27 protein-coding genes and 1 other RNA gene are annotated in these 18,269 nt (G+C 44.0%); 11 read left to right on the top strand and 17 right to left on the bottom strand.

Annotated features, from left to right (window positions below):
* Positions 1 to 3: 3 nt before the first annotated feature.
* Together ICN17_RS07100 and dnaX are read right to left on the bottom strand one after the other, a co-directional pair.
* On the bottom strand, positions 4 to 327 hold the full coding sequence (locus ICN17_RS07100) for a YbaB/EbfC family nucleoid-associated protein (RefSeq protein WP_072582156.1): 324 nt from the start codon (positions 325 to 327) through the stop codon (positions 4 to 6).
* A 65-nt stretch (positions 328 to 392) separates the two neighbouring features.
* Complete coding sequence (gene dnaX, locus ICN17_RS07095) at positions 393 to 2,060, bottom strand: DNA polymerase III subunit gamma/tau (protein WP_216236831.1); 1,668 nt, start codon at positions 2,058 to 2,060, stop codon at positions 393 to 395.
* Between the two features lie 32 nt (positions 2,061 to 2,092).
* On the opposite strand from dnaX, the gene ffs reads away from it, so the two are divergent.
* Positions 2,093 to 2,191: signal recognition particle sRNA small type (ffs, locus tag ICN17_RS07090), an RNA gene on the top strand.
* A 110-nt stretch (positions 2,192 to 2,301) separates the two neighbouring features.
* Here ffs and ICN17_RS07085 read toward each other — a convergent pair.
* From ICN17_RS07085 to ICN17_RS07070, 4 genes are all read right to left on the bottom strand, one after another.
* The gene (locus tag ICN17_RS07085) at positions 2,302 to 2,520 is read right to left on the bottom strand and encodes a hypothetical protein (RefSeq protein WP_216236830.1); all 219 of its coding nucleotides are present in this window, start codon (positions 2,518 to 2,520) and stop codon (positions 2,302 to 2,304) included.
* Positions 2,521 to 2,685: 165 nt separating this feature from the next.
* A complete protein-coding gene (locus ICN17_RS07080; RefSeq protein ID WP_216236829.1) occupies positions 2,686 to 3,315 on the bottom strand; it encodes a nucleotidyltransferase domain-containing protein in 630 nt (209 codons plus the stop codon).
* Positions 3,316 to 3,649: 334 nt separating this feature from the next.
* Positions 3,650 to 4,993 (bottom strand): VWA domain-containing protein, encoded by a 1,344-nt coding sequence (locus ICN17_RS07075; RefSeq protein WP_216236828.1) that lies wholly within the window; start codon positions 4,991 to 4,993, stop codon positions 3,650 to 3,652.
* Positions 4,994 to 5,207: 214 nt separating this feature from the next.
* A complete protein-coding gene (locus ICN17_RS07070) occupies positions 5,208 to 5,564 on the bottom strand; it encodes a hypothetical protein (protein ID WP_216236827.1) in 357 nt (118 codons plus the stop codon).
* Positions 5,565 to 5,642: 78 nt separating this feature from the next.
* Between ICN17_RS07070 and dcm the strand changes: the two genes are divergently transcribed.
* Both dcm and ICN17_RS07060 read left to right on the top strand, forming a co-directional pair.
* The gene (gene dcm, locus ICN17_RS07065; RefSeq protein ID WP_216236826.1) at positions 5,643 to 6,680 is read left to right on the top strand and encodes a DNA (cytosine-5-)-methyltransferase; all 1,038 of its coding nucleotides are present in this window, start codon (positions 5,643 to 5,645) and stop codon (positions 6,678 to 6,680) included.
* A gap of 78 nt (positions 6,681 to 6,758) precedes the next feature.
* Positions 6,759 to 7,511, top strand: a complete 753-nt coding sequence (locus tag ICN17_RS07060; RefSeq protein ID WP_216236825.1) for a hypothetical protein — start codon at positions 6,759 to 6,761, stop codon at positions 7,509 to 7,511.
* Here the strand turns inward: ICN17_RS07060 and ICN17_RS07055 are convergent.
* Entirely contained in the window at positions 7,508 to 8,089 is a 582-nt protein-coding gene (locus tag ICN17_RS07055) for a SprT-like domain-containing protein (protein ID WP_216236824.1), read from the bottom strand. The two genes, ICN17_RS07060 and ICN17_RS07055, sit on opposite strands and share 4 nt — an antisense overlap.
* Positions 8,090 to 8,098: 9 nt before the next feature.
* Positions 8,099 to 8,662: a hypothetical protein gene (locus tag ICN17_RS07050; RefSeq protein WP_216236823.1), complete on the bottom strand. Its 564-nt coding sequence runs from the start codon at positions 8,660 to 8,662 to the stop codon at positions 8,099 to 8,101.
* Positions 8,663 to 8,866: 204 nt separating this feature from the next.
* On the opposite strand from ICN17_RS07050, the gene ICN17_RS07045 reads away from it, so the two are divergent.
* From ICN17_RS07045 to ICN17_RS07035, 3 genes are all read left to right on the top strand, one after another.
* Positions 8,867 to 9,073: a sigma factor-like helix-turn-helix DNA-binding protein gene (locus ICN17_RS07045; RefSeq protein WP_255538348.1), complete on the top strand. Its 207-nt coding sequence runs from the start codon at positions 8,867 to 8,869 to the stop codon at positions 9,071 to 9,073.
* Between the two features lie 108 nt (positions 9,074 to 9,181).
* Positions 9,182 to 9,652, top strand: a complete 471-nt coding sequence (locus ICN17_RS07040) for a hypothetical protein (protein ID WP_216236821.1) — start codon at positions 9,182 to 9,184, stop codon at positions 9,650 to 9,652.
* Entirely contained in the window at positions 9,649 to 10,269 is a 621-nt protein-coding gene (locus ICN17_RS07035) for a hypothetical protein (protein ID WP_216236820.1), read from the top strand. Before ICN17_RS07040 ends, ICN17_RS07035 begins: the two co-directional genes overlap by 4 nt.
* A gap of 397 nt (positions 10,270 to 10,666) precedes the next feature.
* Here the strand turns inward: ICN17_RS07035 and ICN17_RS07030 are convergent, their stop codons facing one another.
* The 4 genes from ICN17_RS07030 to ICN17_RS07015 all read right to left on the bottom strand — a co-directional run bounded on the left by ICN17_RS07030 (position 10,667) and on the right by ICN17_RS07015 (position 13,829).
* Positions 10,667 to 10,981 carry a DNA-binding transcriptional regulator gene (locus tag ICN17_RS07030; RefSeq protein ID WP_216236819.1) on the bottom strand — a complete coding sequence of 105 codons (315 nt, stop codon included), beginning with the start codon at positions 10,979 to 10,981 and terminating at the stop codon, positions 10,667 to 10,669.
* On the bottom strand, positions 10,978 to 11,316 hold the full coding sequence (locus ICN17_RS07025) for a toxin (protein WP_216236818.1): 339 nt from the start codon (positions 11,314 to 11,316) through the stop codon (positions 10,978 to 10,980). Before ICN17_RS07025 ends, ICN17_RS07030 begins: the two co-directional genes overlap by 4 nt.
* Before the next feature lie 364 nt (positions 11,317 to 11,680).
* Positions 11,681 to 13,588 (bottom strand): DUF3857 and transglutaminase domain-containing protein, encoded by a 1,908-nt coding sequence (locus ICN17_RS07020; RefSeq protein ID WP_216236817.1) that lies wholly within the window; start codon positions 13,586 to 13,588, stop codon positions 11,681 to 11,683.
* A 19-nt stretch (positions 13,589 to 13,607) separates the two neighbouring features.
* Positions 13,608 to 13,829, bottom strand: coding sequence for a hypothetical protein (locus tag ICN17_RS07015; RefSeq protein WP_216236816.1), 222 nt, complete (start codon positions 13,827 to 13,829; stop codon positions 13,608 to 13,610).
* Positions 13,830 to 14,031: 202 nt separating this feature from the next.
* Here ICN17_RS07015 and ICN17_RS07010 point away from each other — a divergent pair, with 202 nt between their 5' ends.
* Genes ICN17_RS07010 through ICN17_RS06995 form a run of 4 tightly spaced genes read left to right on the top strand, consistent with a single transcriptional unit; the run spans position 14,032 to position 15,306 of the window.
* Positions 14,032 to 14,346 (top strand): hypothetical protein, encoded by a 315-nt coding sequence (locus ICN17_RS07010; protein ID WP_216236815.1) that lies wholly within the window; start codon positions 14,032 to 14,034, stop codon positions 14,344 to 14,346.
* A gap of 2 nt (positions 14,347 to 14,348) precedes the next feature.
* Positions 14,349 to 14,672 (top strand): hypothetical protein, encoded by a 324-nt coding sequence (locus ICN17_RS07005; protein WP_216236814.1) that lies wholly within the window; start codon positions 14,349 to 14,351, stop codon positions 14,670 to 14,672.
* Positions 14,669 to 14,869, top strand: a complete 201-nt coding sequence (locus ICN17_RS07000) for an RNA binding protein fox-1 homolog (protein WP_216236813.1) — start codon at positions 14,669 to 14,671, stop codon at positions 14,867 to 14,869. Before ICN17_RS07005 ends, ICN17_RS07000 begins: the two co-directional genes overlap by 4 nt.
* Before the next feature lie 2 nt (positions 14,870 to 14,871).
* Positions 14,872 to 15,306, top strand: a complete 435-nt coding sequence (locus ICN17_RS06995) for an HAD domain-containing protein (RefSeq protein WP_216236812.1) — start codon at positions 14,872 to 14,874, stop codon at positions 15,304 to 15,306.
* Between the two features lie 5 nt (positions 15,307 to 15,311).
* Here ICN17_RS06995 and ICN17_RS06990 read toward each other — a convergent pair whose 3' ends face one another.
* The 3 genes from ICN17_RS06990 to ICN17_RS06980 are packed head-to-tail and all read right to left on the bottom strand — an operon-like array spanning position 15,312 to position 16,199.
* Positions 15,312 to 15,662, bottom strand: coding sequence for a hypothetical protein (locus tag ICN17_RS06990; RefSeq protein ID WP_216236811.1), 351 nt, complete (start codon positions 15,660 to 15,662; stop codon positions 15,312 to 15,314).
* Positions 15,655 to 16,017, bottom strand: coding sequence for a hypothetical protein (locus ICN17_RS06985; RefSeq protein WP_216236810.1), 363 nt, complete (start codon positions 16,015 to 16,017; stop codon positions 15,655 to 15,657). The genes ICN17_RS06990 and ICN17_RS06985 overlap by 8 nt, the downstream gene beginning before the upstream one ends.
* Positions 16,014 to 16,199 (bottom strand): hypothetical protein, encoded by a 186-nt coding sequence (locus ICN17_RS06980; RefSeq protein ID WP_216236809.1) that lies wholly within the window; start codon positions 16,197 to 16,199, stop codon positions 16,014 to 16,016. The genes ICN17_RS06985 and ICN17_RS06980 overlap by 4 nt, the downstream gene beginning before the upstream one ends.
* A 148-nt stretch (positions 16,200 to 16,347) precedes the next feature.
* Between ICN17_RS06980 and ICN17_RS06975 the strand changes: the two genes are divergently transcribed.
* Positions 16,348 to 17,319: a YafY family protein gene (locus ICN17_RS06975; protein ID WP_216236808.1), complete on the top strand. Its 972-nt coding sequence runs from the start codon at positions 16,348 to 16,350 to the stop codon at positions 17,317 to 17,319.
* A 6-nt stretch (positions 17,320 to 17,325) separates the two neighbouring features.
* On the opposite strand, the gene ICN17_RS06970 is transcribed toward ICN17_RS06975, so the two are convergent.
* A complete protein-coding gene (locus ICN17_RS06970; RefSeq protein WP_216236807.1) occupies positions 17,326 to 17,820 on the bottom strand; it encodes a hypothetical protein in 495 nt (164 codons plus the stop codon).
* Entirely contained in the window at positions 17,817 to 18,269 is a 453-nt protein-coding gene (locus ICN17_RS06965; protein WP_216236806.1) for a DUF3293 domain-containing protein, read from the bottom strand. Before ICN17_RS06965 ends, ICN17_RS06970 begins: the two co-directional genes overlap by 4 nt.

Here is an 18,269-nt window from a genome sequence, read left to right as displayed (position 1 = left end):
GAGTTAAAACGGCAACTTAAAGCCAGGGGGCATTGGCATGCCAGCAGTTGCACCAGACATCATTTGTGCACTAGCGGCTTCGACTTGCTTAAAGGCTTCTGTGTAAGCAGTCACGATTAAATCTTCGAGCATCTCGCGATCATCCATTGCGCCTGGATCAATTTGTACGCGCTTGAGCTCGTACTTACCAGAGATGGTGACCTTCACTAAGCCACCAGCAGCTTGGCCGGTCACCTCCAACGCAGCCAATTCAGCTTGCGCAGTTTTCATCTTCTCTTGCATCTGCTGAGCCTGTTTCATGAGGCCAGCAAGTCCACCTTTCATCATCGCTTTATTCCTTAGTACTTATGTTGATTATTTATAAATAGCTCAATTTAAATTAAAGAGGTGTATTAGAGTGGTTTAACAGAGCCACCGACTACCTTGGCACCAAACTCTTTTTCTAATTGCTGAATAAAGGGATCAGCTGCAATCATCTGCTCAGCATTCATTCTTTTCTCTTGATGAATCTGGGCATCTACCTTAGCAACTGTCTTACCCTCTACCTCACCTTTTTCAATCACAATCTTGACGGGTTTACCAAAGTGAGCAGTTAGTGCATCGGCCAAGCGCGCAACGGAAGCCTCGGAAGCTAGCTGCGGCATTGGGGTAACGATGGTTGCACGTACACCTGCTGCTGAATCATTCCAATCTTGCAGCTCTGTCTGAAAAGCTAACTGCTGTACTAAGCCTTTAACCGGCAATTGACGCATCAAGCCATGCCAATCAGGACGCTGCGCTGAATTGCCGGCTGGAGCGGAAGCAACCGCTTTGCTAGGACTGGGCGCGGCTGATTTGGCGGCAGGCGCAGATGCGGCTGGAGCCGCTTTAGCAGCTGGAGCTGGTGCAGTCGCTGGACGTACTGTATTAACTGGTGGCGCTGTTGGGGTTGATGGCGCTGGAGCAGAACCTCCTCCCCCATTACCTGGACGAAATGCCAACATGCGCAATAGCGTCATCGCAAAGCCGGTTTGCTCATCTGGTGCGAGTGATAGGTCAGGACGGCTAGTAATGGTGATTTGGTAGAAGAGTTGTGCTTCTTCTTTAGTAAGCTGAGTAGCCAAGCGACGAATCTCGCCTGCTTCTGGCCAATCATCCAATACGGACTCTGGTACAACTTGCGCTGCTGCGATCTTTTGCAACAAGCTAGATAGATCTTGGAGTGCTAATGAGAAAGACATGCTGCGCTCACCCATTTCATTTGCTACTGACAAGAGGCTTACACCATCTTTTGCAATTAAGCAATCCAGAATGCGGATTAGATAAGCATCATCTAATGTGCCGAGCATGCCACGCACAGATTCTTCAGTAACCTTGCCAGCAGCGTATGCAATGGCTTGATCTGTTAATGACAAAGCATCGCGCATGGAGCCTTGAGCTGCTTTAGCCAAAACACGCAAGGCATTGACTTCGCACTCGACCTTTTCTGCTGCGAGTACTTTTTCTAAATGCTCAACGATGAGTGGTACTGGCATTTGCTTAAGATTGAACTGCAAGCAACGCGACAGAATCGTCACTGGAATCTTTTGTGGATCAGTGGTCGCCAGAATAAATTTAACGTGCTCTGGAGGTTCTTCCAAAGTTTTGAGCATGGCATTAAAAGCGTGATTGGTGAGCATGTGCACCTCGTCAATCATGTACACCTTATAGCGCGCATTGCTTGGTGCGTATGCTGCTTTTTCTAGGAGCGCAGCAATGTCATCAACACCACGATTACTGGCAGCATCCATTTCAATATAGTCAACAAAACGACCTGCATCGATTTCCATACAGGCTGGGCATTTTCCGCAAGGCTCTGAAGTCATCTTGCCTGAACCATCTGATCCAGTGCAATTGAGGGCTTTGGCCATAATCCTGGCAATTGTGGTCTTACCTACCCCACGGGTACCCGTAAAGAGCCATGCATGGTGTAGGCGTCCCTGATCCAAAGCATGGGTTAAGGCCTTAACCACATGGTCTTGTCCTACTAATTGCGAGAACGTTTTAGGGCGCCACGAACGGGCTAGTGCTAAGGCTGTCATGTTCTCCATTCTAACAAGCTAAAATGGAATTGGATGGGCCTCCCCGCATGGTGGGTTGGATAACCTGGTCAGGTCGGGAACGAAGCAGCCAAACCCAATTTCTGCCAGTGCCGGGGGTTTGGCTCATCCACCCTCCTCCCCAATGGAATGCCCTAAGAGCAAACTGGCTTAGCTCTATGGCTGTTTAGCCCCCTGCTCCCCTAAACTCTCTTTTAATTTCTTCGCAAAAGCAGCCCTGCCTTCAGCCTCGGAAACGATCCTTAACTAGCGTTAATAAACTTTCTGCCTGCGTAATTGCTTCTGACGTCAATGCATCTGAAACTAGATCTCCTGAATAATCGATAGCGTTTCTTTGCTTGCGCAACTGATCGAGCAATATCAGTCTATTTTTATCAAGTCCAATGGTTAAGGGCAGTGCCTGCAACATGAGCTGATGATGTCCTGGCTTACTTGTTAGCACCCTATAGCCTTTTGCTTGCAATGCTGCGTGGACATTTGCATAATAGCTTTATAAGCTAAATCAAAACGACTTTCATTGCTAATGGTTTTTAATTTAGCGTCTTGCAAACTCGACTGCGCAGCTTCAATGAGCCTGCAAATCATTAAGCGATCGATTTCTATTGAATCAAGACTGATTCCGACTAGATTTTGTAGAGTGATCTGAGGCCTCGTTAGTGTGGAGTTGTTGCTCATCCCCAATAATGAAGAGCTTTGGCTTGCTCAATACATCATGGATGAAGGCTCCATTATCTTTCACCAACCTTCTCCACTCTTTAGCAGCATAGACCTTAGGGTTAATCTCTCTTCCCAATTGCTCTTGCAATGGATGCAACAGCAGAACAACTTCTGCATAACTAACTTCACCAATGAACATGAGATCAATGTCACTTTTAGTATTTACCTTTCCACTCGCAACTGATCCAAATACAAACGCGCTTTGTATTTTTTCACTTAAAGGTAACAAGGCAGTAATCAATACATCACTTAAGCCACTTGTCTTTCGCAAAACATTAGCGAGGTCTACGTAAATTGGACACTCCAAATTTGCTTGGTAATGATTTTGATTGCCTACTTTTTGAACTGTAAGTAAACCCACCTCTAACAACTTATCCATTTCCCGTTTGAGAGTACCTGGCACGGTTGCAGTGAGTCGAGCAATTTCACGCAAATAGTAAGAGCGCTCTGGATGAAGAAGAAGCAAGCCCAATACACGGCTGCGATATTCGGTGAAAAGTACGGATGAAAGTGTCGACATACCATCAATATTGCACTAATGTTGCTTTATTAGCAACTATAGTAGCTTTTAAAGCAACATTAAGACCAAATCAAATAGAGGGTCTAAAAGACCTTCAGAATCCTCAATATTCCCCAAATCATCCAAATGATTGCCAGAACGAGGACGGTCCTAGCGTCTAATGAAATTCTGAATAGTTGTAACTGCTTGTGAGAACACTCTATAGAAACTCGCAAAGGAAGCCCCCTCTATTTAGAAAAACTTAGCGTAGAGACTTTAGAGAGCAATAGGTAGAGATTGAGGATGAAATGGCTGTAGGAAAGCATCGCGCCTTCCTACACCACACCCATCAATATTACTTTTGTGAATCCGTATTACGGCCTTGAGTCACTTTCTTGCGCATGAACGCTGGCTTGACTGCTTCTTCCATCATGCAAAACGACATGGAATCATTTAAGTCAGCTACTCGATTCTTGAGCTTGTCAGAGGAATACATTAATTCTTTTTCCATCGCCTCATGATCCCGTCTCTCTAGCAGCGTACGTAGGTAGCGCACTGTTTCGGCTAACCAAGGGTTCTGAGAAGCACGCTCATCTAGCTTTCTGATTAAGCGCTCTACTGCTGACCAATTGCGGTCTCGCACAAACAGGCGGGCTTCACGCTGAATATCAGCAGCCTCTACTTCATTAAAGCGGCGGGCCACTAGCTCATTCTCTTGGGCCAACTGGTAATCCGCTAACGAGACCACACGCAACTGAGGCAGATTGACTGTGAATTCATGTCCAATTCCTTCCTGATCCTTTGCCAAGATAGTGCAGCGAAGAACTGAACCGTTATCTTGCAGATGAATAACTTCTGACATGGATAAAGAGATTGCCATCCAGACTTCAGAACCCTGGGCAATTGAAGGTAGGCAATACTGTCCGACAGTATTTTTTACATAATCATTGCGTACTTTAATTTGGCCCATATGAGACAGCAAGGGACTTTCTAGACGTATGCGTACATCTTGCCAAACTAGGTTGGTTAAGAAGCCTAATTCGGCATCAAAGGATTCAGCCAGGTCTTCTGCGCGCTGGCCATACCAACTATTGCCTTGACCGGCAGTTGCAATCGCAGTCATGAGCTGTTCATTAAAGTCAAAGCCAATGCCGACTGTTGAGGTAGTCACTCCTGCACTTGCAAGTTCTCTGACTTGTTCGCAAATACCTTCTACTGAAGTTAGGCCACGGTTTGCTTGTCCATCAGACAATAAGATCACACGACTCACCATGCCGCGCCCTGCTCTAGGGGCTAGTGTTTCAGCTCCCTTGAGCCAACCGCCATGCAAATTAGTCATGTTTCTGGGTTGAATCTCCTCCAAACGAATAGGTAATAAGGTTTTTGCTATGCGTACCGACATAGTCTCTAGCAATACCTCTATTTGATCGTCATAGATCACTACCGAGACCCAGTCATCATCTTGAAGACGAGACAGCAAGTCCAGAGCACATCGTTTGGCTTCAGTAAGCCTGCCATCACCCATAGAGCCCGAGCGATCAATCACCAGGGATACCGCTAATGGGGCACGAGTGCCGACAACAATCTCTTGCATGGGTGCACGCAGGCGCAGCAATACATCCAAGCTCTCGCCTGAATTACTAGCAAGCACCTCTTTGCGGGTATCTAGGACTACTTCTAATTGTTTTCCGTTAATCATGATTTCTCCTGTATTTGCCTAAATTTGCAGCAGGGGCAAACGCAGGCGGTTATGAATTACAGGATCAGATTACGGGGGCGGAAGCTCACGGGGTGAGCTTGGAATGTGAGAAATTAGATTCAGGTTACAAAAAAGTTGGGAAATTCCCTGCAATGAAATAAAAAGGATGAATATGCCAACCAAGAAAATAATCGCGAAGAAATAGATGCTTAAGCTATTCTGGTTTGCTTGACATATTTATTTTTCTGTAAACCCTGGGAAACCTAACCTTATTACCATGTGCATACAAAGCAAATTTTTTAATAGCCAAACGAAGTGTACCGCCAAAAATCATCACCTCGGCAGGGGTTTTAAAATGTTTTTCAGCGTAATCAGCAATTTTTTCAACAAGCTCCAAATATGCGTCGATAGATCTTGTCTCCCAAACAAGATCAATATCAAGAATGGCTTCAATACGTCTACATCTAGAAAGATAATTACGTGCGACACGATCTGATATGTTTTGCCTGCCAACTAAGAATTTAAAGAATTTTTCACCGTTCCAGGAAATTGCAACATCTTTATGTGCCATAGCAATAGGTTTTAAATTATTAAAATAATATAATAGCGCGAATGCTCAGGTTTAATGAAAAGATTGAGAAGATAGCAAATGAAAATAAGCAAAAATAAACAATACAAAAACTACTTAGAAAAAAATAGTCTCAAGTTTATTGATCTTTTTGCAGGTATTGGTGGTTTTAGAGTTGCCTTTAGTGAGCATGGGGCTCAATGCGTATTTAGTTCTGAATGGGATAAGCATGCCGCAATTACTTACAAGGCAAATTTTTCTCATCAGCCAGAGGGAGACATTACAAAAATACAAGAAAAAAATATTCCTAAGCATAATTTAATATGTGCCGGATTTCCTTGCCAAGCATTTAGCATTTCAGGCAAACGCGATGGTTTTAACGATACCCGCGGGACCCTATTTTTTGATATTGCTAGGATTGCAAAAAATCACCGGCCTGAAATTCTGGTGCTTGAAAACGTTAAAAATCTTGTTGGGCATGACGGAGGCAAAACTTTAAAGAAGATTTTGCAGGTATTAGATGAAATCGGCTACTCAACTTACTATGAAATTCTAAATGCTAGCTTTTATGGAGTTGCCCAATCAAGGGAGCGCGTATACTTTGTATGCTTCAGAAAAGATTTGAATATTGATCACTATTCTTTTCCCAAGCCAACGATGGAGACAATCTCCTTGAATGACATAATCGAAGAAAATATAGACGATAGGCAATTTGAAATTTCAAGACCCGATATTACGATTAGCAGGGATGAAAGCACAATAAATGATGACTTTATTGGGGCGGCCCTCCTAAAGCCAATACGAATCGGGACAATAAACAAAGGCGGTCAAGGTGAGCGAATTTACAGCCCCAAGGGGCACGCCATAACTTTATCAGCATATGGCGGTGGAGCAGCTGGGAAAACTGGTGCTTATTTGATTAAAAATAAAGTGAGGCAGCTCACCCCTAGAGAGTGCTTACGAGCCCAGGGTTTTCCCGAATCCTACTCTTTTCCACCCAGCATTTCCAAAAGTCAGGCTTATAAAATGTGTGGTAACAGTGTTTCTGTTCCAGTCTTACAAAATATCTACTATTCAATACTTGATACCTTAATTAGGAACAACATAAAACTTGAATAGACCATAAATTTCTCATTTTTAGTACTTTTCTTAATTCTGTTGATAAACTAAATTTTTAATCAACAAGAAATATGAAAAGTGGCCACATCTTTTACCCCCGCTCAACTCCTTGGCTCTAAAACCGCACGTGCAGGATTCAGTAACGAGCAGGACATTCGCAATAAATTTAACAATTGGAAAACAGATCTTGATGCTCAGGACTGGCTCGTAAGTCTCGGGCACCAACCGAGCACAATAAAAAGTGTTCTGGCAAGTAAAGCCCCCCACGGGATCAAGCCGGACATTCTAGTTGAAATTGTTGACAGTAAGAATCAAACAATTCAAGCTTGGATTTCCATAAAGCTCGTAAGCAACATTACTCATGGATTCAATCAGGTCGATAAAAGGTGGGTTAATGACTACGCTAGATTGTGGTCTATCCCACCTGTAACAACCGATTTATTGAAATTATTTACTGGCGATAAACCGCATTCAGTGACAAGCTCAAGGGATGCGAGAAGACTTTTTCTAACTGAATTTTCATTTTCTGACCAACAGTCAATTAAAAATTTTTTTACAACAAATAAAAGTTTGATAATTTCAGAGTTATTCGAAGGTAGGGGCATTAAAGCAAATTGGATGATGGTCACAGCGAAATCTGGTTCGAGTGTTTATTGGAAAATCGAATCAATGTCTCGAGTGCTTGCTTTATTCTCAACTGGGCCTGTAGCGGTTACAACTCAAGGTAGCTTGAAAATTGGTTTAGTAACAATGCAAAGAAAAGGTGGGGATAACGGCCGTCCTACTGCAAATATGCTTCAATTTAAAGCAAATCCTTTGCTGCTCTTTTAGGAGCCCCACTCCCCCGTCTCTTCCATCCCCTCCATGTCCTTAGGGCAAATTGGGGGGCCTAGTTCTAGGTGTTTTTTGAGCATTACCACTTCATAGCCACACTTGGCGCACTTAGCTCCTGGTCTTTTGGGCGCTTTTTGGGCCGTGGGTATTGGTAGACTTAGTCTTGCATGAGGGAATGTCCCTAGTTTTTCAGTGATTCTGATGAGGTCTTGCTTTAGGTACTCTCCTGCCCCAGCACTTCTCATGGGTCCTTTGAGTCCGACATCTAGGGCAATCTTCTTAAAGCCTTCTCCATGGCCACTTTCGCAGTTATCTACTGCGTGCACTAACTCATGGACCAAGGTGTCAAGAAAGTCCAATGGCGTTTTGAGATGTGGGGCAATGAAGATTTGATTAATGTTGTCTTCTGCTGATTTGGATGACCAGCATTGGCCTAAATGACGACCTTTGCCTCCCGTACTCGGAAATCCCACTGATACCTTTACCGGAGGAATTGAGTAGCCCCTCATTTCAAAGATTGGGGCGATGTGTTTTATAGCCTCCATGAGCCATTGCTCTCTATTTAGGTTTGTCATTCATCTCTCCTAGTGAGTGAGCTTGCTGCGGTTTTCTGCCATTCTCATGAATTCGAGATCCATAGACTTGGAGGATTTGAATTCCCAATCTTTTGGAAATGCGATTTCATCCTTACCCCAGGCCATTAGCCTTACCTCCTCCTTCTCATCCATCTCTCTGTCGGTGGCAGCTATGACGATGCGCTCATCATCACCCACCTTATTTTTTGTCTTGCTTCCTTGTTTTTTGCTGCTTTGCCTAGCTTTGCTATGAGGGTTGGCTCCGAGGTGGATGAAGTCCAACCAATAGACTCTAAAGCTGGGTCCAAAGACTTGGTCCACTAATAAGGCATCTGCATTTTGTGGGTCATCTTCATTGATGAGCATGATCTTGAGACCTTTGTCAGCGATAAACTGAAGATAGCTTCTAGCTTCTTGATGATGATTAAAGCTAATGCTGAGCAAGTCATTGCTTTCAATTAACTTGCTTTGATCATGCAGATCAAATAGGAATTGACCATAGCCGCCTTGATAGCGCTCTATGACAGATCCTTTTTTCAATAGCACGCAGACGCCTTCTATGAGCACAGGCATATCAGTTCCTTAAGTTGTGGTGGTTATTGCTGGGGTTGTTTTTTGCAGGTGTTTTGATGAGCTTATGGATGCTTGAGCTCATATATCGAGCCATCAAATTTATTTATGAATTACTCATTTTTCTCACGATGTGAAACGCGGATATGTCATACTAAATGTAGGACTTTTTATTTGTGATCGCAGGGATTTCTAATGAGGTTAGTGATGACTCAAGCATCCAACAAAAACACTAAACGGCATCGCACTCGCGTTTGGAGTTTAAATAGCACTTACAGCGCCTACACCTTGCACGAGGTCGCCGATATGCTTGGACTCACCCGCGAAAGAGTGCGCCAGATTGAAGCTAAAGCTTTGGCCAAGATTCGAAAACGCTTTCAAGAGCAAGGCCTAACCGCAAGTGACTTACTCTGAAGCGGCGCCTTAAATAAATTTACTCTAGCTCATTTATTGAGCCTTGCAATCCCTATAAATAGGTAATGGTTTTGCGACTAATCGCTTATTCACTACTCAAAGGGATATATGACAGCACAGGTTTCAGAAAGACTCATCTATGGTGGCAAGGAGATTTCCTTATTTACCAATCCTTTATCACTCTATTTAAAGAATGCAGGGATTTCTTTTCAGTCTCCCCATACCGCTAATTGGCGTGGTTATGTAGGAACCTGGGAAATTTTGGAGCATGGGGGTGTTGAGCGTTTGTATCTTGTTGGTTTGTCAGCTCACAAGACCTATGAAGAGATCTTGAGCCTCTCGGATGTCTTTCCAGGTCATGACAAAGTCTTTGCGCATTGGTTTACAGGTGAACTACGCTGCCCTCAAGGCGCTCAGTTGAAATATCGCCATATGGGCTATGGCAGTGTTTATGAATACGATCTCCTGATGGACTTTAAGCAAGGGGTCTTGGTGAATAAGCATGCCCGTCATAATGAAGTTCCCAGGGAGAAGAAAGAGAAAGACTATCCATCCTTTTTAAGAAGAGGTGCTCAGTGAGTTGGCTGATGGATTTCTTATCCGGCATTAGTCTCTTTGGGCTATCTTGGTATCAATTACTTGGCATCTATTGCCTGCCTGGAGTATCTTATGCGGCCTTTCATTTAGCTAGAGAGTTTCGCAATCGCCCTTCTGAGTTTGTAAGAGGCATGCTTGCGGCTCTTGGCAAGAAAAAGAGTGCTGTCGATCATCTGCTCAATATTTTGGTCTACGTCATTGCAATTATTTGCATTGCTCTTGGCTGGCCTCTATTTGGGATCTGGGCAATTTTTCAATCTCGCAAAGAAGCCGCACTTGAGATTGAAAGAAATAAGCCTGACTTTGATTGTTTGCCAGAACACCTAGTTAGCAAAGTAGATCCTCATGATGCTGAGACAGCGAGTTACGTCATTGATCCTTTTTGCGCCGTTCCCTCCCTACCCTTTGGTCATTTAAATCAAGGATGGACAAATTTTCTAGCTGAGATGCTTGATCCTGCAGATGAAATGTGGTCTTTCTGTATTCCCAAGGGTAGCAAGTGTGGGAAGCACCGATTTGCCGCCTCAAGCGATATTCGGGGATATGCCAAGGTTCGCAATGGCGAGATTCTGGGGGAATTTATTACCGAATGTGATTAGCTCATTATTTGAGCTCTAGCCCTGCTTTAATGAATTCATTAGGTGTTGATGTTGCTTCTTTGCTTTGTTGCTTCTTTGCTTTGTTGGTTTATTGGTTGTTGGTTTGCTTGTTTTGTATATTTTAGTGATCATCGGGATAAGGTATGAGTGCCCACAGATCAGAGGACTGTATTGATTAGTTCTTTCATAAGAAAACCATACCAGCTTGTGTATTTTTTTATAACTCTTTATTGAGTGACTCCTTTCAAAATGCGAGCAAGCGGACAGCCGGGAAAGACCGGCTGTTTTACTCTCATAAATTAGCTCAACCAAACAATGTGTTGCAAGAGCCTAATTTTTTAGATGCCACGCTTTTGCATTGGGTCATTTATATGTCATGACAAAGTTTGGCCTCTGGCTAGACTGATGCAATTTTCTTAACGGTGTCTGGGTAGCGATCTACCAAATGAATTAATAAAGCAGCCTGTGCATTTGGCTTAGCTCTTCCCTGCTCCCAATTCTCAAGAGTCCTCAAATTAGTTCTTAAATAACTTGCAAAGACTGATCTTGAGAGGTTCAAGCGCTCTCTAATAGCGACCACTTCCTCCGCATTAATGATTGCCGCAGGTTTAAAGTCTCGCTCTACCGAACGTAAAGTTGTCTTACCAAGGCGAGCCTTCTTAAGATGCTCTAATCCCTCATTGATTTCATTAAATAAGTTGCGTTTAGTCATTTCCGTGCTCCCAGCTCTTTATTTAATAAGCCCATTAAAGCCTTACGCTCCTTCTGACCTAAATCAATCATTTCATTTTTGTCATATAAGGTAAAAAGCCAAAAATGCAATTTCACTTCATACCAATAATAAATAACGCGCAAACCGCCTCGCTTACCCTTCCCTCTTGTTGGGTCACCAAATCGCAATTTTCTCAAGCCTCCAGTGCCGGCAATCACATCTCCAGCCTTCGGCGTCAACAGTAAAAAGTTCTGTAGATTTCGATACTCATCATCCGTTAAGTAATCTTGTCGATAACGCTCAAATGGTGGCAGCTCAATAAAAAGAGCCTTCATATATTAATTATACGCAACTTGCGTATAGTGTCAAGTAGCCTCAAAGCAGGTGGTTTCAGGGGCATCAATTTGCAGTGTCCTATAGAGGTAGATGTTTTTGAAGGTGTTCTAAAACTCTAGTAAGTTGGAGATTAATAAAAGATTAAAAAGAAAAACCCCCAACTAAGGGGGTTCTGACAGACGCTTGAAACAGTTTGCAATAACTCTCTCAAGTCGCTTGCTCAACATTGCTATTAGCAAGACTCCAACCGACAATGTCGGAAAACAAAATCATTTTACTTTCGACCACCTTAAGAGACAAGCAATGTCCTCGAAGATGTAATGGACATTTGTAAATACTTAATTCTTTGAGTATGGCTCTCAACTACTCATAAAAAATCTGCCCACGCATATCTTTAATAAAGACTTGATAGAAATCTTTCCACTTCTTTAGCTCTTCTGGCTCACACACAGCTCCTGGTCTTTGGATAGCTAGCTTTCTGGCTACAAAGATGTTGTTCTTGACTTCGTTGTAGGTGGCTTCGTATTCAATTCCGGCTTTTTTATAGCTGACGTTAGGCGGTATGCGGGTTACCTTGGTGTTATCGGGAAATCTGATTTGATAGGCCTCCCCTACCATTCTGGTACTACAGGAATAGGGCACGGTAAATTTCTCTGGCGGCCTATCGTTAGCAATCGAGGCTAATTCTCCTGGAGCAAGACCTACTGGCACTGTCATTGCACCCGGTCCTGGCACATTGGCAATCGCATCGAGTGTGAATTCGGTATTGGTGGTGAAGGGTTTATCGAGGTCATAGACATAACTAGTGGTGATTTTCCCTTCTCCCGTTTGTCTAAATTTTGCCAATTGATTTTTGACTAACTTATCTGACAGACTAGTTTCTGCTCCCTCGTATTTATATCTCGCACTGATTTCTGCACTACCAAAGTACATCGTGTGAGTCTTACCAGTAATGCGCCCATCTTTTTCGACTTGCATGGTGATGCCTGTTGCTGTTTGATTCTCTTCTTTCTTGGGCTTTGGGGTGCGGCCTACTTTGGCTAACTTGGTGAGCAATACCGGCTTATCCAATTCATCGCTAGGGAGCGTGCCGTAGCTTGCCATCTCTGCCGTTGAGTCTAGATATTGATCCCATGCCGGAATGTAAGTAATGACATGATTAAACGGGCCAATGACGGGGTACTTGGGTAATGAATAAGCATTACCTGAATTAATTAATGCGCTAGTCGCATTGATTCCTTTTGCAGCTAAGAGCGTTATCAGTAATGCATTATGGTCTTTGCAATCACCATAGCGGTTTCGCAGAATGCTATTGGCATCGTGGGGCACGATACCGCCATCACCAAGATAAATAGCAACATAGCGAATGTTTCTGGCGACCCAGTTATAAAGGGCTCTGGCCTGCTCCTTCTTTAAATCGAGCTTCGGATCAGCTTGAGCTTTCTTCTCTAGGCCTTTGGTAATGTCATCAGCTTGTTTTTGGATCTCAGGAGTGACTATAAATTTGTCTTTAATGCGCTCTTCATAGGCTTTAGCAAATTCTTCCTGGCTGGCAAATGTTGAGATGTAGATGTGTGGCGCATAGTCGCTGCTAGCGACTTGATACGGCTCTTTTTTCTTCATCTGCAGATTTTGGTAGGTATAGCGCACATGCCTTACCCCATCGATGACTTCATCTCTAGTTTGTTTTATCTCTTTTAGATCGGTATAGAGCTTTAAGCCTTCTGGGTAGCTTAAGTTGTATTCATAAAACTTGACTTCGGCATTGGGTGAAAAAGTCAGCCTGGTATAAAAGTATCCTGGTAGTAGCGGCTTGTAGGTGGTGAGCTTGGTCTTGTAATAGGTTTTAGATCCTGGCGTCACCTTAGGAAAGATAATGATTTTGTGCTTTTGGTCAGAGAACATAGCCGCGCCCGAGCTATTGTCATCCTCTACTGTCCGTATCGCATTGGCTGCTACGGGAATTTTTTCGCCCTTTGGCGTAATGGTGTAGGCCTCAAGGACTTCTAGCTTTGACAGCGTTGAGTTGTATGGTAGGTCTGCTTGTGACTCCATATCAACCACCAATTGAGATTTCACTAGGGTTGTGAGCTCATCAATTTGAATCACAGTGCCATCAGCTTGAATGGTTTCAGTGATGACAGCTCTTTCAAGAGCAGAAAGAGATTCTAGCTCGCCCCTGCCCGCGCTGGTAATGCCAACATTGGCTAACAGCAAGAATCCTAATAGGACTGCAGCAAGACTACTAATGGACTGGAGTGCGAATTTCATAGATTGATTCTCTTCTTAGTTAACGTCGCACATACGAATTGATATAGGCCTTACGCATCGTGACTTCACTCACCATGGGCACACCTGCGTGCTGATGCACCATTGCATAGGGTTCTTGCAGCATCGCTCTGTAGGGTGAATACAAATTACCTTTGGCATCCCTGAGTTTAAATTTTGGTAAGCCCAAAATTTTGGCGCTATCTACAAAGGCGGCAACGGCCAATGGTTTTGAGATTGGCACTGTGGAATTACCGCTTGGCGAAACCTGCAGTGGTATGAGAGTGATCAATACGAGGGTGCTGAGCATAGGGTCTGTATTTGGGTGGTGGTTTTGGCTTTTTATGGGGTAATTTGATTGTGATGAGGCATAGGCTCATTAGGTGAGCTTTGATGTTTTTATTCTGAGTTTGTTGTGATTTTGTTCACTCTTTCAGGAGTCACCCATGAAATACCTCATCACCGTCTTTTTAATTGCCCAGGCTGTTTTATTGGTGCGTGGCGCCTCTGCGCAAGCTATTTATGGCCCAACCGGAAACTATTTGGGTTACAGCCAAACTTCTCCTAGCGGCGTTACCAATATCTATAACGCTACTGGGCAGAATGTTCAATCGTTTCAGACCGATAGTGGGCAAACGAATTTCTATAGTCCAAGCGGCACTTATCAAGGCGCCTCCACAAGTCCTGTTTACGCTAGTCCGAATACTTCAATCAATACTCCACGCCAAGCGCCTCAGGCGCCTTCTGTGAAAGGTTGGTAATCATGAACATTAAAAATATGTCGATTCAATTGCTTGCTGCAACTGTGATTCTTTCTACTAATGCAGCTGCTCAAGTCACTAGTTGGGATAACTCTCCTTTGAATTACAACAATAGCCCGCTGAACTACAACAACTCACCGCTCAACTACAACAATAGTCCACTCAATTATCAAAACAGCCCACTGAACTACAACTCCAGTAACGGGGTATATGACAACAGTGGCAACCGGATTGGCTATCAAACCCAATCGCCTAGTGGCGTAACTAATGTCTTTGATAACAATGGCAATCGGATCGGTTACTCGCCTGCAGGTACAAGACAATGAAAACGTACGAATATGAATTAGTCAGAATGGAGCCAGTGTCTTCGGATATTGATACGGTTCAAACTATTCTGAATGAAAAAGGGAGTGAAGGGTATCGCTTTGTCACAGTACAGAAGTTTTGGACTCAAGATGACTACGGTCAATCGATTCAAAGGAACTTTTTAGTACTAGAGAAGGCGGATGAGGATGATCTCTAAGAATGGTGATCAGCACTTCCCAAGAAAAGCTCCTGTTTTTAGACTTTGATGGGGTCTTACATCCTTCGCATTTTGCAGGTGAGGCCCCCTTCTCACGCGCACCCCTTTTAGAGGAAACGTTAGCGCTGTTCTCTCCAAAGATTGTGATCTCTTCTAGCTGGCGCTTTACACACAATCTCGAGAAATTACAAAAGACGGTACCAACTTTTATTTCTGAGCGGATTATTGGCGCAACAGGCGCAGCGGTTATAGGCAAGCATCCCCGCTTTACAGAGATTCAAAACTATCTGCGCGGTTACGGGCCAGTCGATTGGAAAGCGTTAGATGATTCTTATTGGGAGTTCCCCAATCCTTGCACTAGACTCATCCGCTGCAATCCCAATACTGGCATTACCGATCGACAAGTCCTAGAGCTCACCCAATGGCTTAGTCAATAGCAAGGCTACAAAGCCACCGGCTCTAAATCGGGCTCTGGCTCATAGTCTTCAAACTCAAAACGCAGTTGCCCAGTCAGTGGCGTCAGACTACACAAGAATCGATCTGGAACTAACCCAATTCTCTCTTTACGCAACTCCCCTTTTCTGGGGAGGTGATAGCGAATGGCACTTTTTCTACAAAGTACCTCTACACGCCAGACTGGTGTTACTGCGGCGTCAAAGCCTGGCCAGTGCATCAGACCCATTGGCTCAATCACTTTCACAATAATGCCTTGATTAATCGAGAATTTGCTTTTGACAATCATGGCGGTCCCGCCAAGTTCACAGCGCATTGGTATATGACCATTTCTAGACATTGGTTTCACTCTCAACAATATCAACCTCATGAAAATTCATTTGTAACTGCTCTGAGTCTGCGAACTCTTCCATGAGATAGCCTTGAGGGGGTGTTAAGCGTCGTAGATAGATATCGGGCGCTGGTCCTGACGTAAAAGCCTCAATACCATTCTCACATTCATAAAATAGTGCGCCACCTTCCGTAGCTACTTCGACATTCCAGGTATAGAGCGGTTCGCTATACCCTTGCCATTCCTGAAACCCTCCAGATGAAATCACCCGCACAATGTTTCCAAGGTTTTCTGGAATCTTGCAGTTCACGGTAATAGCTAAATCGCCTACTGCGCAATTGAGCTTGCTGTTGTGTTCGCTCATCTTTTGCTCCTGTATTGGGCTTTGACTTTTTCACGCTGGGCAAACATGATGTGGCTAAAAATGCCTTGGCTAAATACCAAGAATAGGCCAAGCATGAACCAGAGCGCCAAGCTAATAGTAAAACCATGTTGCAGCGCTAAGACGCTGATAAACATGAAGAAAATGCCGATAAATTTGATCAAATTGGCCTCCGCCTAGTGGTTTACTGATATATGACTTATCGATAGATTAATTACTTGCTAGCTCATTAAATGAGCCTTAAACTAATTAAAGTTACAAAAATAATAAATATTCGTTTATTAAGCTTTTTGAGCCGTTTAAGGGGGTTTTATGAGTGATATAGAGCGTCTGCACCGCATTAAGTACATGATTCAGCAGCGTAAATGTGTGCCGATCGAAGACTTTTTGGATGAGCTTGAGATCTCCAAGGCTACCTTTAAACGTGACTTGGATTACCTACGGGATCGTTTGAAGGCCTCCATCAAGTATGACCGCTTCTTAGGAGGCTACAAGTTCGAGAACCCAGATGAAATCAACAAAATAGAAATGCCAGGTTTGTGGTTCTCTGAAAAAGAGGCTACTGCCCTTGTATTGATGCAGCACTTGCTCTCCTCTCTTGATCAAGGCGGATTGATTGGCCCACACATTGAACCGCTGACTGCCATCATTGATGGCATTTTGGGTCAAAGTGAAACTTCTGCCAAAGAATTACGCAAGCGCATCAAAGTAATCGGCATTGGTTCGCGCAAGAATTCGATTGAGAACTTCTCTGAGATTGGTGCCGCCCTACTCAAACGCAATCGCCTGGAGATCGCTTATTACTCTAAAGGCAAGGGTGAGGACACTAGCCGTGAGATCTCGCCACAGCGCCTGATCTATTACCGCGAGAACTGGTATCTCGATGCCTTTTGCCATTTGCGTAATGACTTGCGTAGCTTTGCGATTGATGGCATTCGTAGTGCTGTGCTGACGAATAAGAAAACTCAAGAAGTGACTGAGAAAGAATGTCATGAGCACTTTGCCGAGAGCTATGGCATCTTCTCTGGCAAGGCAACCCAACGTGCCAAGCTACGCTTTACCCCCGAGCATGCTCGCTGGGTGGCTGGTGAACACTGGCATGGCCAACAAGTTGGTAGCTTTGATAAAGAGGGTTACTACAACCTCGAGTTTGATTTTGATCAAGATCCAGAGTTAGTAATGGATATCATGAAGCATGGCTCAGGAGTGGAGGTGATTGGTCCAGCGAGTCTGAAAAATAAAGTCAAAGCCGAGCTTGAAAAAGCGTTTAAAGCCTACAAATAAAGCTCGTTATGCCTTCACACTTCTTCTAGGTGCTTGGGTACTCCAATCGTATGCTAAATCAATGAAGATATTTGCCTCTTGAGAGAGATATTGAGGCGATGGGACAATCCCCACCCTACCAAGATCTAGTCTGTCTGCATCCCAGCACGTCTGGATGGTTTTATTGTTAGAGACCTCACCACCTGAGTGATGTTTCATGGCATAGCAAAGGGCATCGAGTTGTTTTGGATTTAATTGATAGAAGTCTCCATGAATGCCATGAGCAAATTCTGCTGCACGCTCACCATGCTGCGGGTCTCTGCCATCATTAAATCGGCAACTATCATGCAAAAACCCAAAGAGCTCAACCACGAGAAGATCAGCCTTACGAATCTGACCAATATGCTTACCGTGATGCAGCACCCGAGCCCAATGATTAGCTCCATGAATGCCTTGCCAATCCAGTTTGAATTCGGACTTAATAAGAGCGATTAAGCCAGATCGATCATATTCATCCTTCATGATGAACCCTCCATTGGGTAGCGCAGCTTGAGCTTAATCATGCCATCATCACTAGTAAGCCATAAAAATGCATTTTGCCCATAGCGATCAGCTAGGCTCTCTGCTTTCTCAAGAGAAATACCGAGGATAAGAACACTTGACTCTCTTGGCCACAGGTTGGTTACGTCACCACCCTCACCTGCGATCGTTTTAAGCCCAAGAGAATGTACATAAGCAAGCAATGCATTTTGATTAAGCTCATTTTCCTCTGCAGATGAAAGAACACTATAGGGGTTAAAGGCCGTTAAGAATGCCGCACCATCAACCCCGTGCTTTTTCATGAGCGCAGCTAGCCCTTGACTCACCTGATCGACCGTAAGAACAATCTCTACACCGTCACCACGAATCACATAGTAAGCATCTTGATATGCCTTAACTAGCTCGGCAGAAATACAATGGGCCTTGATCAA

Source organism: Polynucleobacter sp. 73C-SIWE (genome assembly GCF_018882465.1).
Taxonomy (GTDB): Bacteria; Pseudomonadota; Gammaproteobacteria; order Burkholderiales; family Burkholderiaceae; genus Polynucleobacter.
This window is presented reverse-complemented; position numbering and strand designations above follow the sequence as displayed.